This is a genomic window from Kitasatospora sp. NPDC001159 (assembly GCF_053598235.1).
In genome coordinates this window covers 77,165-99,663 of sequence record NZ_JBSFJV010000003.1, presented here as the reverse complement: position 1 = coordinate 99,663, position 22,499 = coordinate 77,165, and the positions used below count along the sequence as shown (strand labels likewise).

Sequence of the window (22,499 nt, the reverse complement as noted above, 5' to 3'; positions counted from 1 at the left end):
CTCTCAGCGGAGCTTCGGGTCGAGGGCGTCGCGCACCGCGTCGCCGAGCATGATGAAGGCCAGCACGGTCAGGCTCAGCATGCCTGCAGGGAAGAACAGGGCGAACGGCGCCGTACGGATCACCTTCTGGGCCGAGTTGATGTCGATGCCCCAGGAGATGGTCGGGTCCTGCAGACCGATGCCGAGGAAGCTCAGCGTCGCCTCGAGGGCGATGTAACCACCGAGGGCGATGGTCGCGACCACGATCACCGGGGCGACCGCGTTCGGCAGGATGTGCTTGAACAGGATCCGACTGGTGCCGGCGCCGAGCGCCTTGGCCGCGGTCACGAAGTCGGACTGCTTGATCGTGATCACGGAGCCGCGCATGACACGGGTCATCTGCGTCCAGCCGAGGGCGATCAGCGCGAAGACCACGCTCCAGATGGTGCGCGAGGTGAAGGCGTTCAGGATCACCAGCGCGCCGAGCAGCAGCGGGATGCCGAAGAAGATGTCGGTGACACGGGAGATGATCGTGTCGACCCAGCCGCCGAAGTAGCCGGCCAGCATGCCGGTGATGCCGCCCACGATGGTCACGCCGACAGTGACGCAGATGCCGACCACGACCGAGGCGCGGGCGCCGTAGATGACGCGGGCGTAGATGCTGCGGCCCTGGAGGTCGTAACCGAACCAGTCCGCCTCGAAGAAGTGGCTGTAGTTCGGCTTCGTCAGGTAGTGCAGGCGCAGGTCGCCGGCGCGCGGGTCCACCGAGGTGAACAGGCCCGGGGCGACCGCGATGACGATCAGCAGCAGGATCAACAGCGCGGAGATCACGAAGATCGGCTTCCGGCGCAGGTCGTGCCAGGCGTCGGAACCGAGGCTGCGGGCCTTCTCCGGCTTGGCCGCCGGGGTGTCAGCGGTGCGCTGGGCCGGAATCTCCTCGGCCGTCTTCTTCTCGGTCAGGTCAGGCATAACGGATCCTCGGGTCCAGGACCGCGTAAAGCAGGTCGACGATCAGGCCGGCGGCCAGGTACACGAGCACCAGGAAGGCCACGAAGCCGGAGACGGTCGGGCCCTCCTTCAGGTTGATCGCGTGGAAGAGCGCGTTACCGACACCCTTGACGTTGAAGATGCCCTCGGTGACGATCGCGCCGCCCATCAGGGCGCCGAGGTCGGTGCCGAGGAAGGTGACCACCGGGATCATCGAGTTGCGGAGCAGATGGGTGCCGATCACCTTGCGCCGGGGCAGGCCCTTGGCCACCGCGGTGCGGACGTAGTCGGCCTTGATGTTCTCGGCGATGGAGGTACGGGTGAGACGCGCCACGTACGCCAGCGAGAGCGAGCCGAGCACGACGGCCGGCAGCACCAGCTGGGTGATGTCGTTGCTGTCCTGGACCGTCGGCTTGACCCACCCCAGGTTGATCCCGAAGACCGTCTGGAAGATGAAACCCAGCACCGGGACCGGGATCGAGATCAGCAGCAGGGTCACCACCAGGGCGCCCTTGTCGAACAGCTTGCCGCGGCGCAGACCAGCGAACAGGCCGATGCTGACGCCGAGGACGATCTCGATGGCGAAGGCCAGCAGCGCCAGCCGGACCGTGACCGGCAGCGCCTCGGTGATGATGTCGAGCACCGGACGGCCGGACAGCGTGGTGCCGAAGTCGCCGGTCAGCAGGTTCCCCATGTAGTCGAAGTACTGCTGGATCAGCGACTTGTCGAAACCCATCCGGTGCCTCAGCGCGGCAAGCTGGACCGGGTCCGGCGCCTTGTCGCCCCACATCGCGGCCACCGGGTCACCCGGCAGCGCGTGCACCATGTAAAAGATGAGGAAGGTCGTTCCGAGGAAGACCGGGATCATCTGGAGCAGTCGCCTCGCGACAAAGCGCCCCATCGTGCCTCCATGTATGACTCTGCCGGGCCCGTCAACCCGGCAAGAGAGTAGGTCGGCGTGCCAACGGCCGGTGCCAGTCCTCGCCCTTGTGGGGATGGACGGGCACCGGCCGTTGTCACCGGGTCAGGCGGTGCCGACCGATTACTTCTTCTTGACCTCGACGTCGGTGTAGACCGGGTCGCCGAAGGAGTTGAACTTCACGTTCTGGACGTTGTTGGAGTAGCCCGAGTTGGTCTTGTAGTACCAGAGCGGGATCTGCGGCATGTCCTTGGCCAGCACGGCCTCGGCCTGCTGGTACAGGTCGGCGGTCTTCTCGACCGAGGTGGCGGCGTCGGCCTGGTGCGACAGGTCGTCGAACTCCTTGCTGGAGTAGCCGCCGTCGTTCGCGGCCGCACCGGTGCCGTAGACGTCACGCAGGAAGTTGGCGTTCAGCGGGTAGTCCTGCACCCAGCCGGTACGCATCATGCTCGGGACCGTCTTCTTGCGAATGATGTCGCGCGAGGTCTTGAAGTCCGGCTTCGGGTCACCGAGGCACTCGACGCCCGTGGCCTGCTTGATCGAGTTGCAGACCGCGTCCACCCACTCCTTGTGACCGCCGTCGGCGTTGTAGAGGATGGTGATCTTGTTGCCGGGGACGCCGCCGCCCTCCTGGATCAGCTGCTTGGCCTTCTCCGGGTTGTACTTGCAGGCGTCACCGCAGGTGCCGGCCTTGTAGCCCATGACGCCCGGCGCCACGAACGAGTCGGCGGGCTGACGGCTGTTGTTCAGCACGGTCTTGGTGATGGTGTCGCGGTCGATCGCCATCGACAGGCCCTGGCGGACCTTGGCCTTGTCCTGGCCGGCCCACTCCGCGTTGTACAGCGCGAAGGAGATGTTCTGGATGGCGCCCTGCGCCTGGTCGACGGCGCGCTTGCCCAGGTCGTCCTTGTACTTCGGCAGGTCGGTCGAGTCGACCTGGTCCAGCACGTCCAGCGTGTCGGACATCAGGTCCTTGTACGCGGCCTCGGACGAGGTGTAGTTGCGGAAGACGATGCCGCCGTTCTTCGCCTTGTTGCTGCCCGCGTACTTGTCGTAGGCGGCCAGGGTGATGGCCTTGTTGTGCTCCCACGACACGAACTTGTAGGGGCCGTTGCCGACCGGCTTCTCGCCGTAGCCCTTGGGGTCGGCGAAGAACCCGGTGGGCAGCGGGAAGAAGGCCGAGTAGCCGAGCTTGTACGTGAAGTACGAGACGGGCTGGGTCAGTTCGATGGTGAAGTGGGTGTCGTCGACGACCTTGAGGCCGGTCATCTCCTTGGCGGTCGGGTCGCCCTTGTCCGGGTGGACGGCGTCGTAGCCGACGATGTCGGAGAACCAGTCGGAGTTGATCTGGTTGTTGGCCGGGTTGGCGGACCAGTTCCAGGAGTCGACGAAGGACTTGGAGGTGACCGGGGTGCCGTCGTGGAAGGTCCAGCCGGACTTCAGCGTGACGGTGTAGTTCTTGGCGTCGGTGGTCTCGATCTTGTCGGCCACCTGGTTGCGCAGGGCACCGGTCGCGGGGTCGTAGTCGACGAGGCCCGTGAAGAGCTGCTTGACGATACGGCCGCCCTGGTTCTCCATGGCGTTGGCCGGCTGGAGCGGGTTCTGCGGCTCAGCGCTCTGATAGCTGAAGACGCCCGCGGGGTTGACCGCGGCGCCGTCCGAGCTCCCGCCGGAGGAGTCGCTGCTGCCACTGCTGCTACAAGCAGTCGCGGCAAGAGCGACAGCAACAGCTGCGACAACCCACTTGGCCTGGCTCACACCACGCATCGGTGTGCCTCCTGAATTCGACGTTGCAACGAGGAGGGCACCGCGGAACGGTTGTCACCGGGCCCGCAATGCCGTCCGCGCTCGTGGTTTCGGCGCGCACCCCTGCGCGTTCACCCTTGACCCGAGCCTGACTGGCTCCACTATCCGTCACGCACGGACACGAAAGTGACCAGTGACGATCTCAATTAGGTCACATGAACAGTCGGTAAGTTTCGAAAACCGGACATTTGAGACATAGCCAGACAGGTATCAAACGGACAGTCGTCATGCATGACGAACCGTCGCGTCCGCTCAGCGGACACCCGGGTGTGATGAGCGTTATTCCGTTAATACCGGCCCCGAAAACTTGGCGTAGTTGAAAAAGTTCGCCCCCCTCTCCAATCGGAAAGGGGGGCGAAACAATCCGGCCAATGGCCGTCAGGGCGTCCGGATCACGCCTTCTTGGCGCGCGAGGCAGTACGACCGCGGTCCTTCTGGTCAAGGACGACCTTACGGATGCGAACCGTCTCCGGGGTCACCTCGATGCACTCGTCCTCGCGGCAGAACTCCAGCGACTGCTCCAGCGAGAGCTTGCGCGGCGGGACGATCGACTCGGCCACGTCGGCGGTCGAGGACCGCATGTTGGTGAGCTTCTTCTCCTTGGTGATGTTCACGTCCATGTCGTCGGAGCGCGAGTTCTCGCCGACGATCATGCCCTCGTACACCTCGGTGCCCGGCTCGCAGAAGAGCACGCCGCGCTCCTGGAGGTTGGTCATCGCGAAGGCGGTGACCACACCCGCGCGGTCGGCGACCAGCGAGCCGTTGTTACGGGTGGTCAGCTGGCCGAACCACGGCTCGTGGCCCTCGTGGATCGAGTGCGCGATGCCGGTGCCGCGGGTGTTGGTGAGGAACTCGGTGCGGAAGCCGATCAGGCCGCGGGACGGCACGACGAACTCCATCCGGACCCAGCCCGAGCCGTGGTTGGACATGTTGTCCATCCGGCCCTTGCGGACGCCCATGAGCTGGGTGACGGCACCCATGTGCTCCTCGGGGACGTCCACGGTGAGGCGCTCGACCGGCTCGTGGGTCTTGCCGTTGACCTCCTTGGTGACCACCTGCGGCTTGCCGACGGTCAGCTCGAAGCCCTCCCGGCGCATGGTCTCGATCAGGATGGCCAGCGCCAGCTCACCGCGGCCCTGCACCTCCCAGGCGTCCGGACGCTCGGTGTCCAGCACGCGCAGCGAGACGTTACCGATCAGCTCGCGGTCCAGGCGGTCCTTCACCTGGCGGGCGGTGACCTTGCGGTCCACCTTGGCGCCGGACTTGGCGTCCGCCCCCTTGCCGCTGCCGCCACGGCCGACCAGCGGCGAGGTGTTGGTGCCGATGGTCATCGAGATGGCCGGCTCGTCCACCGTGATCAGCGGCAGCGCGACCGGGTTCTCCGGGTCGGCGAGGGTCTCGCCGATCATGATGTCGGAGATGCCGGCGACGGCGCAGATGTCACCGGGGCCCGCGACCTCGGCCGGCCTGCGGGTGAGCGCCTCGGTCATCAGCAGTTCGGAGATGCGGACGTTCTGGATCGAGCCGTCGCGCTTGATCCAGGCCACGGTCTGGCCCTTGCGCAGCTCGCCCTGCTCGACGCGCAGCAGCGCGATACGGCCGAGGAAGTTGTCGGCGTCCAGGTTGGTGACGTGCGCCTGCAGCGGGGCGTCCTCGTCGTAGCTGGGGGCCGGGACGTGCTCCAGCAGGGTGGAGAAGAACGGCTCCAGGCTGGTGCTGTCGGCGGGAACGGTGCCGTTCTCCGGCTTGGTCAGCGAGGCGACGCCGTCACGGGCGCAGGCGTAGACGATCGGGAACTCGATCTGGTCCTCGTCCGCGTCCAGGTCCAGGAACAGGTCGTAGGTCTCGTTGATGACCTCGTCGATCCGGGAGTCCGGACGGTCGGTCTTGTTGATGCAGAGGATGACGGGCAGGCGGGCGGCGAGCGCCTTGCGCAGCACGAAGCGGGTCTGCGGCAGCGGGCCCTCGGAGGCGTCGACCAGCAGGACGACCGCGTCCACCATCGACAGCCCGCGCTCGACCTCGCCACCGAAGTCGGCGTGGCCCGGGGTGTCGATGATGTTGATGGTGATCGGCGCGCCACCGTCCTTCGGGTGGTACTTGACCGCGGTGTTCTTCGCGAGAATGGTGATGCCCTTCTCGCGCTCCAGGTCGTTCGAGTCCATCATGCGGTCGTCGAGCTGCTGGTGGGCGGCGAAGGCGCCGGCCTGCTTCAGCATGGCGTCGACCAGCGTGGTCTTGCCGTGGTCGACGTGGGCGACGATGGCGACGTTACGGATGTCGTTGCGCGTGGGCATGCCTAGCGGATTCTCCCGGAATCGTGGGTTACGGCGCCCGGCCGCGAGACGCGCACTTGCGGCCCCTGTCGGCCGCCGCCACCCGTTCGCCTGCTACTACCGGTCCACCCGCCGGGCATATGGACATGCCTCGGCTTCCTCCTATCGTACGGGGAAGCGCCCAGGTGGGCAGAAACGAGCAGGTCGGGCGGGATCAAGATCACAGGTGGGTCACGCGGTCCTCACCCGGCGGTCGGGTTCCGACACTCCTCCGTTCGCCCGCGGGCCCGGCCGCTAACCGCTCCAGCCGATGTCCTGGAAGCGAGGCCACCCGAAGCCCCAGGCCCCGGCCCCGGCCACCTCGGACCGCACGCCCACCAGTTCCGGCCGCTGGTACAGCGGCACCGAGTGCCCGAGCTGCCAGATCCGGACGTCCGCCTCCTGCAGCAGGTCCAGCCGGGCCGCCGGGTCCAGCTCGGCGGCCGCCCGGTCGAAGAGGCGGTCGATCTCCTCGGTGCCGCTGCGGGCGTAGTTGGTGCCGGACTTGACGGCGCCGTCGGCGTCCGGCCGGGGCTTGGCGTACACCGCGCGCTGCTGGCTCGCCGGGCTGGGGCCGACCGGCCAGGAGAAGAGGGCGAGGTCGAAGTCCCCTGCCGCGAGGTGGTCCTTGACGAAGGTGTCGGCGGGCGCGGTCACCGGCTTCACCGCGATGCCGGACTCGGCGAGGTTCGCGGTGAGCGCGTCCGCGGTGCGCTTGGCGGTCACCGAGCCGGCCGGGACGAGCAACGAGAGCGACAGCTCCTTGCCGTCCTTGACCCGGGTGCCGCCGTTCGGCCGCTTCCAGCCCGCCCCGTCCAGCAGCTGCGCGACGTCCGCCGGCCCGGCCGCGGCGCTGTTGTCGCGGTAGCCCTCCTGGTCCCCGGCGAGCAGGTGGCTGCCGAGCGGGGCGCCGGGCAGGCCCAGCGGGGCGAGCGCGGCCTCGGCGATCCGCCGCCGGTCGACGGCCCGGCCGAGCGCGAGCCGCAGCGCCGGGTCGGTGAGCGGGCCCCGCGCGGCGTTCACCGTGAGCTGGGTGAGCGAGGGCGCGGCGGCCCGGTGCACGGTGACGTCCGGCAGCGACTCCGCCCGCTTCAGGGCGCGCGCCGCCGCCTCGGGCGCGGCGGCGGGCGGTGCCGCTGCCGCGGAGGGGCTGCCGGACGACGCGGCGGCGGGCGGTGCCGCTGCCGCCGAGGGGCTACCGGACGACGCGGCCGGCACCGCCCGGTCCACCGCCGCCGTGAGCGGGGCGATGTCCAGCCGTTCCTGGTCGAGGTCGTCGAGCCGCCGCTCTGGCGGCGTCGCGAGGAAGTCGATCCGGTCGATCTTCGGCCGGTCACCCCACCAGCGCGGGTTGCGCCCGACCGTCACCCGCCCGTCCTCGGTGTTGTACTGGGACACCGTGTACGGCCCGGCGGTCAGGTGCGCCCCGCCGGCCAGCGCCCGGTTGAACGAGGCGGCCGTGGCGGTCTCCGCGGCCGGGTAGAGCGGCCCGAACAGGGACTGCCACTCGGCGTACGGCCGCCGGAAGGTGACCCTGATCTCGCGCGGGTCGGCGCCCTCGGCGATCGCGTCGATGGCGTCGTACCCGGCCAGCTGCCCGCCCCCGTAGGCCGGGTCGAGGCCGGCGAGGGCGGCCCGCTGGGCGGTGAAGTCGGCGACGGAGAGCGGGGTGCCGTCGCTCCAGACGGCGTGCGGGTTGAGCCGGTACGTGACGACCTGGGGCTGCTGCCCGGGTGGGGTGGACTCGGCACTGGCCAGGTAGTCCGGGTCGGGGACGGGCCGCCCGTGCTCGTCGGGACGGAACAGCGACGGGTAGAGGGCGTGCGCGAGCAGCGCCGAGTCGGCGGTCGCGGCGGGCTGGTAGACGTTGAGCGTCGCGGGCACCTGGTCGACGGCCCACCGCAGCACCCCGCCGTCCGCGACGTCGATGCGCTTGGCGGGCCGGACGTCCCCGGTGGAGGCGGTGGCCTCGGGAACGGGAGCGGGCTCGGGGGCGGGGGTACGGGCCGGGGCCGGGCTGTCGGAGCAGCCGCCGAGGCCGGCGGCGAGCAGCAGCGCGGCGGCTGCGGCGGTGATCTGGCGGACACGCATGGCGGCCATCGAACGCCGCCCGGACGGCCCGGCCCGCGCCGACACGGCGGGCCGCCGGGCGACAGCACCCGGACGGCCCATCGCCCGAACCGGCTACAGCGCCAGTTCGAACCAGACGATCTTGCCCTTGGGCGTGCGCCGACTGCCCCAGCGTTCGGCCAGCAGGCTGACCAGCTGCAGTCCTCGCCCGCCCTCGTCGGTCTCCTGGGCGCGTCGCTGCCGGGGCTGGGCGTAGCCGTCGTCCCAGACCTCGCAGACCATGCTGCGCTCGCGCAGCAGCCGCAGCCGGATCTCGCCCCTTCCGTGCTTGAGCGCGTTCGTGACCAGCTCGCTGACCAGCAGCTCGGTGGTGTCGACCAGCTCCTCCAGGCCCCGGGAGAGCAGCCAGCTGCAGGCCAGCTCACGGGCCTTTGCCACTGAGGTGGGCTCGGGCGGCAGGAACCAGTTGCCGACGGCGTCCTCGGGGAAGGCGTGCACCTTGGCCATCAGCAGGGCGATGTCGTCCTCGCCGTGGTGCGGGTTGAGTTCGCCGAGGACGTGGTCGCAGAGGTCCTCCAGCCCCTTGCCCCGGTCGGAGAGCGCGGCCCGGAAGGCGCGCAGGCCCTCGTCCAGCTGGTGCTTGCGGCTCTCCACCAGGCCGTCGGTGTAGAGGCCGAGCACGGCGCCGTCCGGGAGGGTCAGCTCGACCTCCTCGAAGGGCTCGCCGCCGACGCCGAGCGGCAGGCCGGGCGGCACGTCGAGCATCCGGGCGCCATCGCCGGGGCTGAGCAGGACGGGCGGCAGGTGGCCGGCGTTGGCGATCCAGCAGCGCCGGGTGACGGCGTCGTAGACCGCGTAGACGCAGGTGGCCAGGTAGACCTCGCGGGCCTCCTCGTCGGCGGTCGAGGTGAGCCGGCCGTACGGGGTGGGCGGGCCGGCTGGCGCGGAGTCGTCGCCGAGGCCGCGGGCGATCTCGTCCAGGGCGGTGAGCACCTCACCCGGCTCCAGGTCGAGCATGGCGAGGGTCCGCACCGCGGTGCGCAGCTGGCCCATGGCGACGGCGGCGCGCAGGCCGCGGCCCATCACGTCGCCGATGACCAGGGCGGTGCGGTTGCCGGGCAGCGGGATGACGTCGAACCAGTCGCCGCCGACCTCGGTGTTGTTGTTGCTGGGCAGGTAGCGGCAGGCGATCTCCAGGCCGCTGGCGGCCGGGTTGCCCGGGGGCAGCAGGCTGCGCTGGAGGATCAGCGCGCGCTCGTGCTCGCGGCGGTAGAGCCGGGCGTTGTCGATGCAGACGGCGGCGCGGGCGACGAGTTCCTCGGCGATCGCCACGTCGCGGGCGTCGAAGGGCTCGCTGCCGATCGCCCGGGAGAGCTGGACCAGCCCGAGCACCTGGTCCCGGGCGACCAGCGGGACGATCAGGGTGGAACGCAGCAGCGGGTCGCGGCCGGGCTCGGGGACGACGCTGCGGCCGGTGCGCAGCGCCCGGGCGTGCGGGGAGCGGCGCGGGTAACAGAGGGTGCCGCCGGCCTCGGCGATCGGCAGGCCGGTGACCGGGCCGAGCACCGAGGAGGCGCCGCCGATCACGCTGGAGACGGCGACCCGGCGCAGTTCGCCGCTGCCGTCGGTGAGCACGGTGTCGCCGGGCCGGCCGGCGCTGGGGACGGTCTCGCCGGAGAGCAGCGCGGTGTAGAGGTCGACGGTGGCGAGGTCGCAGAACGGCGGGACGACGACGTCCAGGAGTTCCTTGGCGGTGGTCTCCAGGTCGAGGGTGGAGCCGATGTGTGCGCTGGCCTCGTTGAGCAGCGCGAGGTTGCGGCGCACGCCGTCGGCCTCGCGCTCGGCGACGTGCCGGCTGGTGACGTCGGAGACCTGCCCGGCCACGCCCATCGGCTGCCCGGCCGAGCCGTTGAGCCGGTACAGCGAGACGGCCCAGAGCCGGTTGCCCTCGCGGGTCGGGACGGCGCTGTGGAAGCGCAGGTCGAAGACGGGCTCGCCGGTGGCGAGGACCTTGCGCAGGGCGGCGGTGAGCCGGTCGGCCTCGGAGAGCGGGAAGAGGTCGTGCGGGGTGAGGCCCTCCAGGTCGGTGGGGACCAGGCCCATGCCGGAGGCGAAGGCGTCGTTGACCCGCTGCAGGCGCAGCCGGTCGTCGAAGAGCACGAAGCCGGTGGGTGTCTGACCGAAGACGGCCTCGGAGGCGGCCAGGTCGGTCTCGATCCGGCGCAGTCGGCCGAGGTCGACGGCCAGGCAGGTGGCACCCGCGGTGGGCAGCGCGCTGTCGGGCATCAGGTAGAGCTCGGCGAGGCCCTCGCCACCGGTGGCGTCCCGGTAGGGGGTGGTGCCGACCCACTCCTCGCCGGCCAGGGTGCGCTCCAGCCGGGCGCGGCCGCGCTGCCAGAGTTCGCGCGGGACGAAGGTGGAGACCGGGTCGGCGCCGACCGCCTCGGCGGCGGCGACGCCGAAGAACTCGGCGGCGCGCTCGCTCCACTGGCTGATCCGCCCGTCGGGGCCGATCGCGAAGGTCGCGACCCGGATGTAGTCGTAGATCGAACCGGGGTCGCCGGCGCCCCACGGGCGGTGCTCGGCGGTGGGGTGGGCGGCGCGGCCCGGGCCCCCGGTCCCGGTGGCCGGCGGGGCCGCCGGTACGGGCAGGTGCAGGGAGCCGGCCTGCCCGGGCACAGCGGCATGACCGCTGCTGCTCGGCGCGTTCCGCGCCGGAGTGCTGTTCAACGGACCGACCCCTCCAACCCGCGACCGTCCGGATGTCGAGAAGACCGAGTATTCATCATCGACGGGTGCGTTCACACGCCCTCAACATCACAACATCAGATCGGGCGGAGGTTTTTGTCCTACCGCCCGCGCAACCACAATGCCACGTCCGCGCCCCCTTCCAGGCTGCGCGCTCCCCCCGGGCCCCCGATGGCATATGCGGCACTGTTCTCCTGATGTTCTACTCGCGTCCCGCTCGGGCCCCGACGTTCTGCTCGCGTCCCGCTCGGATCATGACTCGCCCGGCTCATTACCCGGCAGCGCCAGCTCGAACCAGACCACTTTGCCGATCCCCTCGGCCCGGGCGCCCCAGAGCAGCGCCAGCCGGTGGACCAGCTCCAGGCCCCGGCCGCCCTCGTCGGCCTCGGCCGCGTGGCGCTCCCGGGGCGGGTCGGGCAGCGGGTCGGAGACCTCGGTCAGCAGCGTCTCACCCAGTGTCAGCCGCACCCCGATCGGGGCGCTGGCGTACCGGACGGCGTTCGTGACCAGCTCGCTGACCAGCAGCTCGGCGGTGTCGGTGAGGTCCTCGACGCCCCACTCGGTGAGCGTGGAGCGGACCAGTCGGCGGGCCCGGGAGACGGCGGTGGGCTCGGCGGGCAGGGTCCAGCCGGCCGTCGGGGTGCCGGCCTGGCCGTGCCCGAGCCGGGCCAGCAGCAGGGCGACGTCGTCCGGCTCGCGGCCCTGCTCCATGGTGTCGAGCACCGCCTCACAGGCGGCCTGGATGGAGGCGTACGGCTCCTGGAGCACGGTGATCAGCCGGCCGAGGCCGACGTCCAGGTCCTTGTCCCGGGACTCGACCAGGCCGTCGGTGCACAGCGCGAGCAGGCTGCCCTCGGGGATCTTCAGTTCGACGGATTCGAACGGAACGCCGCCCACACCGAGCGGGGCGCCGGAGGGCAGGTCGAGGATCCAGCCGGCGCCGCCGGGCAGCGGGCTGCCGGTGCGGGTCGGCCCCTCGGCCTCCTCGCCCGGCACCACCAGCACCGGCGGGATGTGCCCGGCCTTGGCCACGGTCAGCATCGCCGTGCCCGGGTCGAAGACCGCGTAGACGCAGGTGGCCAGCAGCGCCTCGTCCGGGCCCTGGGCCAGGTCGTCCGCCAGCTCGTGGACGTGCCGCAGCAGCACGTCCGGCGGCAGGTCGAGGGCGGCCAGCACCCGGACGGCGGTGCGCAGCCGGCCCATGGTGGCGGCGGCCCGCAGGCCGTGGCCCATCACGTCGCCGACCACCAGCGCGGTGCGGTCGCCGGGCAGCGGGATGACGTCGAACCAGTCGCCGCCGACCTCGGTGCCGCTGCTGCCGGGCACGTACCGGTAGGCGACCTCGACGCCGGTGGGCTGCGGGACCTGCTGCGGGAGCAGGGTGCGCTGGAGGGTGAGCGCGGCGGTGCGCTCGCGGGCGTAGAGGCGGGCGTTGTCCAGCGAGCTGCCGGCCCGGTCGGCCAGTTCGACGGTGAAGGCGAGGTCGTCCCGGTCGAAGCCCTCGCGGTAGCCAGCCCGGCTGACCAGCAGCAGGCCGATCACGATGCCGCGGGCGCGCAGCGGGACGACCAGCATCGAGTGCACGCCCAGGTCGTGGGCGGCCTGCATCTTGGGGTCGCCGGGATAGGTGACGTCGTCCAGCTGGTCGGCGCCGGAGAGCAGCTCCGGTACCCCGGTGCGCAGCACCCGGCCGCAGGCGGAGTCCTCGGCGAAGGTGATCCGGGCGCCGAGCCGGAGCATCACCTCGACCTCGGGGCCGTCCTGGACGGAGGCGGTGCCGAGCTGGAGCAGCGAGGTGCGCCGGTCGTGGCCGTGCCGGGGCAGGTCGTCGCCGTGCGCGACGGCCTGCAGCAGGATCACGGCGGAGTGGTCGGTGAGCCGGGGGACGACGGAGCTGGCGAGTTCCTGGGCGATCCGGGAGGCGTCCAGCAGGTCGCCGACCCGGGAGCCGAACTCGTTGAGCAGCGAGAGCCGGCGCCGGGCGTGCTCGACCTTGGCGACCGCCCGGTAGCGCTCGGTCACGTCCATCACGGTGCCGGAGATGCCCAGCACCCGGCCGGAGCGGTCGGTCATCCGGCTGTAGGAGATCGAGCGGTAGCCGGCCCGGGTGGTGACCGGGGAGGCGAGGGTGACGTCGATAACCGGTTCGCCGGTGGCCAGCACCTGGCGCTGGATCGCGGTGATCTCGTCGGCGGCCCGCTCGGGCAGGGTCTCGCCGGTGGTGCGGCCGACGTGGTCCTCCAGTGCGACGCCGTTCATCTGGGCGAGGGTCTGGTTGACCGCGGTGTAGCGCAGGTCGGTGTCCAGGACGGCGATGCCCAGCGGGGACTGCTCGAACAGCGCGTCGCGCACCGCGAGGTCCCGCTCGACGGCCCGGACGACGGCCGCCTCGGCGAGGTTGACCTGCAGGAACGGGGTGCCGTCGCCGTCCATCAGGAGGGAGATCCGGGCGTCCACGGCGACCGGCAGGCCGTCCCGGTCGCGCAGTTCGGCGTTGCCGACCCAGCGGCCGTGGCGCAGGGTGCCCTGGATCGCGGCCCGGATCCGGGCGACCTGGTCCTGGTCGGGGATCAGCTCGTCGATCCGGCGGCCGACCAGCAGCTCGCTCGGCCAGCCGAGCAGTTCCTCGGCGGCCGGGCTCCAGAGCACCACCCGGCCCGCGGTGTCCAGGATCGCGTTGGCGACCTCGAGCATGTCCAGCAGACTGCCCTCGGGCGGCGCGCCGAGGCCGCGTACGGCGTCGGCGGGCCCGCCGGGGAACGGCCGCCCGGGGCGGCTGCGCAGGCCGGGCAGGGCGCCCGACTCGGGGACGGCCAGGGTCGGCGCCGGCTGGACGGGCTGCGCGGCCTCGGAGGCGGCGAGGGCGCCACCGCGGCGGCGGCCGGCCGGCGGCTGCGGGGCGGCCGGGCGGACGGCGCGGCGCAGTCGGGCGCGGGCGGCGGCGCTCCCCGCGGTGCCTGCCCGCCGCGCTCCCCCGCCGCCCTTCCCGGTAGTCGACACCGACGGGGCCTCCGGCTCTGGGTCGGGATCGGCGTCGCCGGCTGGGGCGGCTCACCGATGGTGACGAATAGTGCCGAAAAGTGACATACCCAGCAGAACCCAGGCTATCCCGGCTGCTGGGTCGTCTTGTCCGATTGACCTATCTGGCGGCTTGCGCGTCGCCCATGGCCACCAGCAGCTCGGCGACGTGCGGCAGCACCTCGCGGTCGTGCTCGATCCAGTCCACCGAGTCCAGCTCCGCCGGGCCCAGCCAGCGCAACTCGTCGTGGTCCTCCAGTGGCCGCGGCTCGCCGTCCAGCAGCTCGGTCGCCCAGAACCGCAGTTCCAGGCCCGGCCGGACGGTCCACGCGCCGGGCAGCCGCCGCAGCGCCCGCGCCCGTACGCCCAGCTCCTCCAGCAGCTCCCGCTCCAGCGCCTGCGCCTCGGTCTCACCGGGTTCGGCCTTGCCGCCGGGGAACTCCCACCGTCCGGCCACCGACGCGGGCGCGCTGCGCCGGGCGGCGAGCACCCGACCACGGTGTATCAGCGCACCGCCGACGACGATCCGCGGCTCGCCGGGGGTCCCACCGGTCTGGTCCATGTCCCGACCCTACGGGGCGGCGTCCGCGTCCTCGGACTCGACCCAGTACATCTGCTTGTGGCCGCGCGCCTCGAACTCGGCTGCCAACCGCTGCGCCTCGGCCCGGCCCAGACCCTTGGCGACCAGGAAGCGGTTGCCGTTGTCGTCCTGCCGCATCACCCGAAAGGTGCCCATGGCGCGAGCGTACCGGCGTCACGGACGGCTGTCCCCGGTCCGGCGTGGGGGTCGGGCCGGGGACATGTCAGCGAAGGTACGGGCAGTGCGCTACCGGGAGGTACGGACCGGGTTAACGGCGGGTAACCCGGTGCCCGGGCGGTCAGACCCGGAGGTCGGGCACCTGCTCGCCGGTGGACAGGCCGAGGGCACGGCGGATCTCCACGCTGATCGGCACGGTCTTGGCCACCAGCGCCCGGGCCCGGCGCAGGTCGCCCGCCAGGTCGGCGCCGGAGGCGGCGGCGTCCCAGGCGGTGGCCGCCTGGGTCTGGGCCTCGGCCAGCTTCTCGACCTTCGGCTGGACGTCCGACGGCCAGACCGCGGCCGGCTTGCGCAGCGCGGCGGCCTCGGCCCGGGAGGCGGCGGCCATCCGCCGGGCCCAGGACTGGTACTCGGCCTCCGAGACGGAGAGGTCCTTCTTCGGCGCGTCCGTGTAGGTGTCGTTGAAGCCCCGGACGGCCTCCAGGTAGGCCAGCTGAGCGGAGGTCAGGCCGCCCCGGTCGGTGCGGACCGTCCCCAGGTGCTGGTCGTCGCGGTCCTCGTAGGCACAGGTGACGTAGCGTTCGCCGGCCGCCCAGTTGCCGGAGGTCGGATAGAGGTAGACGTCGTCCATGCCGTCCGGGACGGCCCACTGGTCCAGGGCGTAGTCGTCGAGCACGGTGCGGCACAGCGCGGCGGCCCGCTCGCGCATCACCGTCTCGCCGGGGTAGGGGCCCTTGTCATCGAGGACCTTGGCGGTGCCGGCCACCTCGCCGTGGTGCGGGTCCGAGCAGGGCACCCGACGCACCCAGTACACCGTCTCGTCGCCGCTGCCGTCGGTCGCGGCGCTCCCGGCCGGGGAGTTGTAGCAGTCCCCGGCCTTCAGGGCGGACCAGCGGACCGAGCCGGCCGGGGGCTTCTGGGCGTACCGGTTGTCCCGCGCGGAGCCGAAGTCCCCCGCGCCCATCAGGAGCGCCAGCAGCACCGTGCCGACCACCCCGAGCACCAGGCCGGTCACCGCCATGCCGCGGCCGCGCTCCTTGCGGCGGTTGATCTGGGTCAGCGCGATGATCCCGAACACCAGGGCCACCGGCGAGAGCAGGCTCAGGCCGGTCGCCAGCGAGCCGACCGCGAAGCCGTTGGTGCGCCGCTCCGGCTGCGGGTCGTACGGGGACGGGGAGCCGTACGGGTACGGGTACGGGTACGGCGGGCCCGGCCGGAGGCCGGACTGCGCGGAGGGCGCCGCCGTGGCCCAGCCGCCGGCCGGCAGCGGCGGGGGCGGCGGCTGGGGTGGGGCCTGCGAGGACGGCGGGGCGGCCTGCGGGGGCTGGTCGGACGGCGGGGCCCAGGGGTCGACGGGCTCCGGGGCCGGCTCCGGCTCGGCAACGGGCTCCGGGGTCGCGGTCGGGGTCGCCGTCGGCTCGGCACCGGACTCCACCGCGGCGGGCTCGGCCTCCACGGGCCCGGCTCCGGTCGGCCGGTCGGGGGCCTCGGCGTCGGTACGGCCGGAGTCCTTGCGGAAGTCCACCCGGGGGTCCGCCGCCGGGGCGGCGGGCAGCTCGGACTCAGGCTTGGACACGTGGACTCCCCCAACCCGCCGGGGCGGGTGTCGGCTCGGTGGTGCGGCGTTCGACACCGTCCGGCTCGGCCCCGAACGGGCCAGATGCGAACGGTCGCGCGACTTTACCCGATCTTTCCGAACGCCCACCCGCCCGTTCCCGCCCGGGCCCGCCCGCCCGGCCCCGTGCTCAGCCGCGGGCCAGGACCTCACCGTGGATCATCGAGAACCAGCCGTCCTCGGCGGCGCTCCACTCCCGCCAGCCGTCCGCGATCCGCTCCAGCTCGGCCCGGTCCGCGAAGCCCCGCTCCACCGCCGTCCGGCCGAAGGTCGTGCCGGTCACCCGGTCCGCCCACAACCCGCCCCACCAGTCGCGCCGCTCGGGCGTCGCGTAGGTCCAGGTGCTGGTGCTCGCGGTCACCTCGGTGAAGCCGGCCGCGCGGGCCCAGGACAGCAGCCGCCGCCCGGCGTCCGGCTCACCGCCGTTGGCGCGGGCGGTGCGGCGGTACAGCTCCAGCCAGCGGTCCAGCGCGGGTGCCTCCGGGAACCAGGTCATCGAGGCGTAGTCGGCGTCCCGGACCGCGACCACCCCGCCGGGCACCGTCACCCGGCGCATCTCGCGCAGCGCGGACACCGGATCGCCTAGGTGCTGAAGCACCTGGTGGGCGTGCACGACGTCGAACTCGCCGTCCCGGCAGGGCAGTCGGTGCACGTCCGCGAGCTCGAACACCACATTGGCCAGGCCGCGCTCGGCGACGTACCCGGCGGCCTGCTCCAGCACCTCGGCGGAGGTGTCCACGGCCACCACCCGCCCGGTGGGGCCGACCAGCTCGGCCAGGTCGGCGGTGATCGTGCCGGGCCCGCAGCCGACGTCCAACAGGACCTGCCCGGGCCGCAGTTCGGGCAGCAGGTAGGCGGCCGAGTCGGCGGCGGTCCGGGAGCGGTGCGAGCGCAGCACGGCCTCCTGGTGGCCATGGGTGTAGACGGTGGCGGGCTGCGGTCCGGACATGAGGGCCCCCCTGGGCGTGGTCGGTCTTCCGGCAGGTCTTCCGTTCGCGCGACGGCTCCGACGCTACGCCGCATCCCGCATGACGAGAAGAACCGTCTCACATTTCAATCACCGCAGGTCTGTGCCGCACCCCGCCGCCGTACCGTGGAGGCCCCCGACAGAACGGTCCCGCCCATGCCCGGCCCCGGCCAGCGCCCCTTCGTCCTGCTGAGCGCCGCCGTGTCGCTCGACGGCCACCTCGACGACGCCTCCCCCGAGCGCCTGCTGCTCTCCAACGCCGCCGACTTCGACCGGGTGGACGGGGAGCGCGCGACCGCCGACGCGATCCTGGTCGGCGGCAACACCCTGCGCGCCGACAACCCTCGCCTGCTGGTCAACGACCCCGGGCGCCGGGCCGCCCGGGTGGCCGCCGGACGGCCGGAGCACCCACTGAAGGTGACGCTCAGCGCGAGCGGCGCCCTCGACGCCGACCTGCGGTTCTGGCACACCGGCGGCGCCAAGCTCGCGTACACCACGGACGCCGGCGCGACGGCGCTGCGGCCCCGGCTCGACGGGCTGGCCGAGGTGGTCGCACTCGGCGGAGCGGTGGACCTCGGCACGGTGCTGGACGACCTCGGCGCGCGCGGGGTGCGCCGGCTGATGGTCGAGGGTGGCAGCGGCGTACACACCCAGTTCCTCACCCAGGGCCTGGCGGACGAACTCCAACTGGCCGTCGCCCCGCTGTTGGTCGGCCAGGCCGGGGCGCCGCGGTTCGTCGGCCCGGCCGCCTTCCCGGGCGGTCCGGCCCGGCGGATGCGGCTGCTGGAGGCACGTACCGTGGGCGACGTCGTCCTGTTGAGGTACGCCCCGAAGGAGCCCGCGCCGTGAACCAGCCCACGACCACCGACCTCGACCACCTGCGCCGGGCCGTCGAACTCTCCCGCCGCTGCCCGCCCTCCGAGACGGCCTTCTCGGTCGGCGCGGTGATCGTCGGCGCCGACGGCGAGGTGCTGGCGGAGGGCTTCAGCCGGGAGGGGGACGCGCACGACCACGCCGAGGAGGCTGCCCTCGGCAAGCTCCCGGCGGGCGACGCCCGGCTGCGCGGGGCGACCGTCTACAGCAGCCTGGAGCCCTGCGGGCAGCGCGCCTCGCGGCCGGTGCCGTGCGCCCGGCTGCTCATCGCGGCGGGCGTGCCGCGGGTGGTGGTCGCCTGGCGCGAGCCAGACCTGTTCGTCACCGACTGCCAGGGCACGGCCCTGTTGGAGGCGGCCGGGGTCGAGGTGGTGGAGCTGCCGGAGCTGGCCCAGGAGGCCCGGGCGGTCAACGCCCATCTGCTCCGCTGATCTTTTGTATCATCTAGAAACAAAGAGCTCGCTTTCCCGGCTCTCCCACCGCCGTTCTCCACGAGGAGCCGCCCCATGCCCGCCGCCCCCATCCGGCTGACCGCCCGCGCCCTCCTCCTCGACATGGACGGCACCCTGGTCAACTCCGACGCCGTGGTCGAGCGCTGCTGGGGCAGCTGGGCCGAGCGGCACGGCCTCGACCCCGTCGAGGTGATGTCCGTCGTCCACGACCGCCAGGGCCACGCCACCATGGCCGTGCTGCTGCCGGACCGCCCGGTCGAGGTCAACCTCGCCGAGAACGAGCAGATGCTCGCCGAGGAGCGCGCCGACGTCGAGGGCGTCGTCCCGGTCCCCGGCGCCCCCGCCTTCCTCGCCGCCCTGACCGACCTGCCGCACGCCCTGGTCACCTCCGCCGACGAACCGCTCGCCCGGGTCCGGATGGCGGCCGCCGACCTACAACTGCCGCCCGTCCTGGTCACCGCCGAGTCGGTCGGCGCCAGCAAGCCCGACCCCGAGGGCTTCCTCAAGGGCGCCGCCGCCCTCGGCCACACCCCCGCCGACTGCCTCGCCTTCGAGGACTCCGGCGCCGGCATCGCCGCCGCCCGCGCGGCCGGCATGCGCGTCGTCGGCATCGGCCCCCGCGCCGCCGCCCACCACCCGGACGCGCTGGCCGCCACCCTTGAGGCGGTCACCGTCACGACGGACACGGACGGGGTGCTGACGGTCACCGTCCAGGGGTAGCTCCCCAGCGGGCCCACAACCCCCGAACAGGCCGGAGGGGCCGACTCCACTCGCGGGAGTCGGCCCCTCCGGGGGTCTCGGCTGTCGCCGGGTCAGACGCGTCAGACCTGTCAGACGTTGAAGCGGAACTCCACCACGTCGCCGTCCTGCATGACGTACTCCTTGCCCTCGATGCGGGCCTTGCCCTTGGCCCGGGCCTCGGCGGTGGAGCCGGTCTCGACCAGGTCGGCGAAGGCGATCACCTCGGCCTTGATGAAGCCCTTCTGGAAGTCGGTGTGGATGACTCCGGCGGCCTCGGGGGCGGTGGCGCCCTTCTTGATCGTCCAGGCGCGGGCTTCCTTGGGACCGGCCGTGAGGTAGGTCTGCAGGCCGAGGGTGTCGAAGCCGACGCGGGCGAGGGTGGCGAGGCCGGGCTCCTCCTGGCCCATGGACTGGAGGAGTTCGAGGGCCTCGGCGTCGTCCAGCTCGATCAGCTCGGACTCGATCTTGGCGTTGAGGAAGATCGCCTCGGCCGGGGCGACCAGCTCGCGCTGGGCGTTCTTGAAGTCCTCGTCGGCCAGCTCGGCCTCGTCCACGTTGAAGACGTAGAGGAAGGGCTTCGAGGTCAGCAGGTGCAGGTCGCGGATCGGGGCGGTGTCGAAGCCGGCCTCGAAGAGGGTCTTGCCGGTCTCCAGGATCGCCTGCGCGGCCTCGGCGGCGGCCAGCACGGGGGCGGTGTCCTTCTTGAGGCGCGCCTCCTTCTGCAGGCGCGGCAGGACCTTCTCGATGGTCTGGAGGTCGGCCAGGATCAGCTCGGTGTGAATGGTCTCGATGTCGTCCTTGGGCGACACCTTGCCGTCCACGTGCACCACGTCCGGGTCGGTGAAGGCCCGCACGACCTGGCAGATCGCGTCCGACTCGCGGATGTTGGCGAGGAACTTGTTGCCCAGGCCCTCACCCTCGCTGGCGCCGCGCACGATGCCGGCGATGTCGACGAAGTCGACGGTGGCCGGGAGGATGCGCTGGGAGCCGAAGATCTCGGCGAGCTTGGTCAGCCGCTCGTCCGGGACGCCGACGACGCCGACGTTCGGCTCGATGGTGGCGAACGGGTAGTTGGCCGCCAGCACGTCGTTCTTGGTCAGGGCGTTGAACAGGGTCGACTTGCCGACGTTCGGCAGGCCGACGATTCCGATCGTGAGCGACATGAAGCGCAGTCCCGTGGGCTTGGAGGAGTTGGGTCGGCACCGTACGGGCCGACCCCCAAGTCTACGGGCAGCGTCTCCGCTGCCCTACGCCTCGGTCGTCGCGGGCCGCGGCTCCAGGAACTCCAGCCGGTTGCCCAGCTTGTCGGCCGCGTAGAAGCGGCGGTGGCCGGGCAGGTTGTCGTCCCAGACCACCTCGTGGCCGTGCGCGGTGAGCCGCTCGGCCAGGGCGTCCAGCGAGCTCACCAGGATGCCCGGGTGCCCCTTGACGGACGGAAGTCCGGGGTGACGCCGAGGTGCACCTCGACCCCGCCACTGCGCCCCGCCGAATCAGGACTGGCAGCAGCAGCCGCGGGCCGCCAGCACCGGCGGCTTCTCCAGCTCCACCATGCCGAGCACGCCGGACCAGAAGGCGCGGCACTCGTCCTCGGCGCCGGCCGGGACGTCGAGCTGGAAGTGGTCGAGGCGTTCGAAGGTGAAGTCCGCGGTCATGTCGTCCCCCGTGCGGTGATCCGATGGTCTTGGTGTCGACTCGTCCGAGCACGTCAGATGCCCTGAATGACGATCACAGGACTACCCCACCCGGGGACACGGGACAAGACCTGAACGGTCCATTACACAGTGTGGCGATGATCGGACCGTACGTTGGACGGGTGGAGCAGAGCACCCGTACCCAGCCGCCAGGGCCCAGACGCCGTCCGCCGAACGGCGCGGCCAGGGCCGCCGTCCCCGGTCCCGGCCGGGCTCCCGAGAGCGCCGGAGCCCCCGCCGACCCCGCGATTCCCCCTTCCCGGGTGCGCCCGGCGGCCAGTCGGCCCGCCGCGGCGCGCCAGTCGCCCGGGCGGCGGCTGCGGGTGTACGGGCGGCGCCGGACCGGTCGGCCGACCCGGCTGACCGCCGTCGGCACCGGCGTGGTCGCCGTGCTGGCGACACTCGCGGTGGCGGGCCTGGACCGGCTGCTCTTCGACGACCTCGGCTGGCTGTTCGGCCTCGGCTACCTGCTGGTCTGCTTCCAGCTGGCCGTCCGGGTCCGCTACGCCGACCTGCTGGCCGCGCCGATCAGCGGGCCGATCGCCTTCGCCCTGGCGCTGCTGCTGCTCGCGCCGGTCAGCTCCCCGGGCGTCACCGCCCAGGTGGTGGCGCTGGCGACCGGGCTGGCGCTGCGGGCCGGCTGGCTGTTCTCCGGCACCGGCCTGGCCGCGCTGATCGTGCTCGCCCGCTTCGTCGCCCAGTGCCGGATCCACCGCTCCCGCTGACCTCCACCGTTCAGGACGCCCGGCACAGGCAGGCCCTCAGCCCGCCGCCCGGGCCGCCGCCATCGCCGCCCCGACGATGCCCGCGTCGTTGCGCAGCTCCGCCGGCACCACCCGCGCCTCGCGGTCCTTCAGCAGCGGCAGGAACTTCTCGTGCTTGCGGCTCACCCCGCCGCCGATCACGATCAGCTGCGGCGAGAACAGCACCTCCACCAGGTCCAGGTACTCGTCGACCCACCCGGCCCACTGCTCCCAGTTCAGCCCGTGCCGCTCCTTGGCGGCCGAGGAGGCCCGGCGCTCGGCGTCCTTGCCGCGCAGTTCCAGGTGGCCCAGCTCGGTGTTGGGCACCAACGCGCCGTCCACGAAGAGCGCGCTGCCGATGCCGGTGCCGAAGGTGAGCACCAGGACCACGCCGGACTCGCCCCGCCCGGCGCCGTGGGTGATCTCCGCCAGGCCGGCCGCGTCGGCGTCGTTGAGGACGGTCGCGGGCAGGTCCAGCGCCTCGCGGAACAGGCCCTCGGCGTCCAGGCCGATCCAGCCCTTGTCCACATTGGCCGCGGTTCTGGTGCGGCCGCCGACCACCACGCCGGGGAAGGTCAGCCCGACCGGCCCCTGGTGGTCGAAGTGCCGGACCACCTCGCACACGGCGGCGACCACGGCCTCGGGCTCGGACGGCTGCGGGGTGAGCACCTTGTGCCGTTCCTGGGTGAGCGTTCCCCGGGCGAGGTCGACCGGGGCGCCCTTGATGCCCGAACCGCCGATGTCCACGCCGAATACCGCCGTCATCACTCCGCCCTTCGAAGTCCGGCCGCGCACCTTCCCGTCCACAGCCTGTGCAC

15 protein-coding genes and 2 pseudogenes are annotated in these 22,499 nt (G+C 72.3%); 3 read left to right on the top strand and 14 right to left on the bottom strand.

Features of this window, described 5'->3' with window-relative positions; genetic code table 11:
- Window positions 1-3: 3 nt before the first annotated feature.
- The 11 genes from ACWC9T_RS02945 to ACWC9T_RS02895 all read right to left on the bottom strand — a co-directional run bounded on the left by ACWC9T_RS02945 (window position 4) and on the right by ACWC9T_RS02895 (window position 17,163).
- Window positions 4-948 (bottom strand): ABC transporter permease, encoded by a 945-nt coding sequence (locus ACWC9T_RS02945; RefSeq protein WP_449819271.1) that lies wholly within the window; start codon window positions 946-948, stop codon window positions 4-6.
- Window positions 941-1,867 carry an ABC transporter permease gene (locus tag ACWC9T_RS02940; RefSeq protein WP_449819270.1) on the bottom strand — a complete coding sequence of 309 codons (927 nt, stop codon included), beginning with the start codon at window positions 1,865-1,867 and terminating at the stop codon, window positions 941-943. Before ACWC9T_RS02940 ends, ACWC9T_RS02945 begins: the two co-directional genes overlap by 8 nt.
- Before the next feature lie 141 nt (window positions 1,868-2,008).
- On the bottom strand, window positions 2,009-3,652 hold the full coding sequence (locus ACWC9T_RS02935) for a peptide ABC transporter substrate-binding protein (RefSeq protein ID WP_449819269.1): 1,644 nt from the start codon (window positions 3,650-3,652) through the stop codon (window positions 2,009-2,011).
- Between the two features lie 431 nt (window positions 3,653-4,083).
- On the bottom strand, window positions 4,084-5,988 hold the full coding sequence (gene typA, locus ACWC9T_RS02930; protein ID WP_449819268.1) for a translational GTPase TypA: 1,905 nt from the start codon (window positions 5,986-5,988) through the stop codon (window positions 4,084-4,086).
- 273 nt (window positions 5,989-6,261) lie between these two features.
- On the bottom strand, window positions 6,262-8,097 hold the full coding sequence (locus tag ACWC9T_RS02925; protein ID WP_449819267.1) for an ABC transporter family substrate-binding protein: 1,836 nt from the start codon (window positions 8,095-8,097) through the stop codon (window positions 6,262-6,264).
- Between the two features lie 93 nt (window positions 8,098-8,190).
- On the bottom strand, window positions 8,191-10,806 hold the full coding sequence (locus ACWC9T_RS02920; protein ID WP_449819266.1) for a SpoIIE family protein phosphatase: 2,616 nt from the start codon (window positions 10,804-10,806) through the stop codon (window positions 8,191-8,193).
- Window positions 10,807-11,076: 270 nt separating this feature from the next.
- Window positions 11,077-13,824: a SpoIIE family protein phosphatase gene (locus tag ACWC9T_RS02915; RefSeq protein WP_449819265.1), complete on the bottom strand. Its 2,748-nt coding sequence runs from the start codon at window positions 13,822-13,824 to the stop codon at window positions 11,077-11,079.
- A 139-nt stretch (window positions 13,825-13,963) separates the two neighbouring features.
- Window positions 13,964-14,404, bottom strand: a complete 441-nt coding sequence (locus ACWC9T_RS02910) for an NUDIX domain-containing protein (RefSeq protein WP_449819264.1) — start codon at window positions 14,402-14,404, stop codon at window positions 13,964-13,966.
- 9 nt (window positions 14,405-14,413) lie between these two features.
- Entirely contained in the window at window positions 14,414-14,578 is a 165-nt protein-coding gene (locus ACWC9T_RS02905) for a hypothetical protein (protein WP_449819263.1), read from the bottom strand.
- A 142-nt stretch (window positions 14,579-14,720) separates the two neighbouring features.
- Window positions 14,721-16,175 (bottom strand): DUF4190 domain-containing protein, encoded by a 1,455-nt coding sequence (locus tag ACWC9T_RS02900; RefSeq protein WP_449819262.1) that lies wholly within the window; start codon window positions 16,173-16,175, stop codon window positions 14,721-14,723.
- Between the two features lie 169 nt (window positions 16,176-16,344).
- Complete coding sequence (locus tag ACWC9T_RS02895; protein WP_449819261.1) at window positions 16,345-17,163, bottom strand: methyltransferase domain-containing protein; 819 nt, start codon at window positions 17,161-17,163, stop codon at window positions 16,345-16,347.
- A 174-nt stretch (window positions 17,164-17,337) separates the two neighbouring features.
- Here ACWC9T_RS02895 and ACWC9T_RS02890 point away from each other — a divergent pair.
- Both ACWC9T_RS02890 and ACWC9T_RS02885 read left to right on the top strand, forming a co-directional pair.
- Window positions 17,338-18,485, top strand: a pseudogene (locus tag ACWC9T_RS02890) (dihydrofolate reductase family protein).
- A gap of 75 nt (window positions 18,486-18,560) precedes the next feature.
- Entirely contained in the window at window positions 18,561-19,226 is a 666-nt protein-coding gene (locus ACWC9T_RS02885) for an HAD-IA family hydrolase (protein WP_449819260.1), read from the top strand.
- Between the two features lie 110 nt (window positions 19,227-19,336).
- Here the strand turns inward: ACWC9T_RS02885 and ychF are convergent, their stop codons facing one another.
- Together ychF and ACWC9T_RS02875 are read right to left on the bottom strand one after the other, a co-directional pair.
- Window positions 19,337-20,410, bottom strand: coding sequence for a redox-regulated ATPase YchF (ychF, locus tag ACWC9T_RS02880; RefSeq protein WP_396246862.1), 1,074 nt, complete (start codon window positions 20,408-20,410; stop codon window positions 19,337-19,339).
- Between the two features lie 84 nt (window positions 20,411-20,494).
- Window positions 20,495-20,899, bottom strand: a pseudogene (locus ACWC9T_RS02875) (glyoxalase).
- A gap of 137 nt (window positions 20,900-21,036) precedes the next feature.
- Between ACWC9T_RS02875 and ACWC9T_RS02870 the strand changes: the two are divergent.
- Window positions 21,037-21,663 carry a DUF6542 domain-containing protein gene (locus ACWC9T_RS02870; protein WP_449819259.1) on the top strand — a complete coding sequence of 209 codons (627 nt, stop codon included), beginning with the start codon at window positions 21,037-21,039 and terminating at the stop codon, window positions 21,661-21,663.
- Window positions 21,664-21,699: 36 nt separating this feature from the next.
- Here ACWC9T_RS02870 and ppgK read toward each other — a convergent pair whose 3' ends face one another.
- Window positions 21,700-22,446 carry a polyphosphate--glucose phosphotransferase gene (gene ppgK, locus ACWC9T_RS02865; RefSeq protein ID WP_449819258.1) on the bottom strand — a complete coding sequence of 249 codons (747 nt, stop codon included), beginning with the start codon at window positions 22,444-22,446 and terminating at the stop codon, window positions 21,700-21,702.
- Window positions 22,447-22,499 lie beyond the last annotated feature (53 nt).

Excerpts from the sequence above, each read along its gene's own strand:
- ACWC9T_RS02945 (WP_449819271.1), bottom strand. The coding sequence starts at position 948 with ATGCCTGACCTGACCGAGAAGAAGACGGCCGAGGAGATTCCGGCCCAG.
- ACWC9T_RS02940 (WP_449819270.1), bottom strand. The coding sequence starts at position 1,867 with ATGGGGCGCTTTGTCGCGAGGCGACTGCTCCAGATGATCCCGGTCTTC.
- ACWC9T_RS02935 (WP_449819269.1), bottom strand. The coding sequence starts at position 3,652 with ATGCGTGGTGTGAGCCAGGCCAAGTGGGTTGTCGCAGCTGTTGCTGTC.
- typA (WP_449819268.1), bottom strand. The coding sequence starts at position 5,988 with ATGCCCACGCGCAACGACATCCGTAACGTCGCCATCGTCGCCCACGTC.
- ACWC9T_RS02925 (WP_449819267.1), bottom strand. The coding sequence starts at position 8,097 with ATGCGTGTCCGCCAGATCACCGCCGCAGCCGCCGCGCTGCTGCTCGCC.
- ACWC9T_RS02910 (WP_449819264.1), bottom strand. The coding sequence starts at position 14,404 with ATGGACCAGACCGGTGGGACCCCCGGCGAGCCGCGGATCGTCGTCGGC.
- ACWC9T_RS02905 (WP_449819263.1), bottom strand. The coding sequence starts at position 14,578 with ATGGGCACCTTTCGGGTGATGCGGCAGGACGACAACGGCAACCGCTTC.
- ACWC9T_RS02895 (WP_449819261.1), bottom strand. The coding sequence starts at position 17,163 with ATGTCCGGACCGCAGCCCGCCACCGTCTACACCCATGGCCACCAGGAG.
- ACWC9T_RS02885 (WP_449819260.1), top strand. The coding sequence starts at position 18,561 with ATGCCCGCCGCCCCCATCCGGCTGACCGCCCGCGCCCTCCTCCTCGAC.
- ychF (WP_396246862.1), bottom strand. The coding sequence starts at position 20,410 with ATGTCGCTCACGATCGGAATCGTCGGCCTGCCGAACGTCGGCAAGTCG.
- ACWC9T_RS02870 (WP_449819259.1), top strand. The coding sequence starts at position 21,037 with ATGATCGGACCGTACGTTGGACGGGTGGAGCAGAGCACCCGTACCCAG.
- ppgK (WP_449819258.1), bottom strand. The coding sequence starts at position 22,446 with ATGACGGCGGTATTCGGCGTGGACATCGGCGGTTCGGGCATCAAGGGC.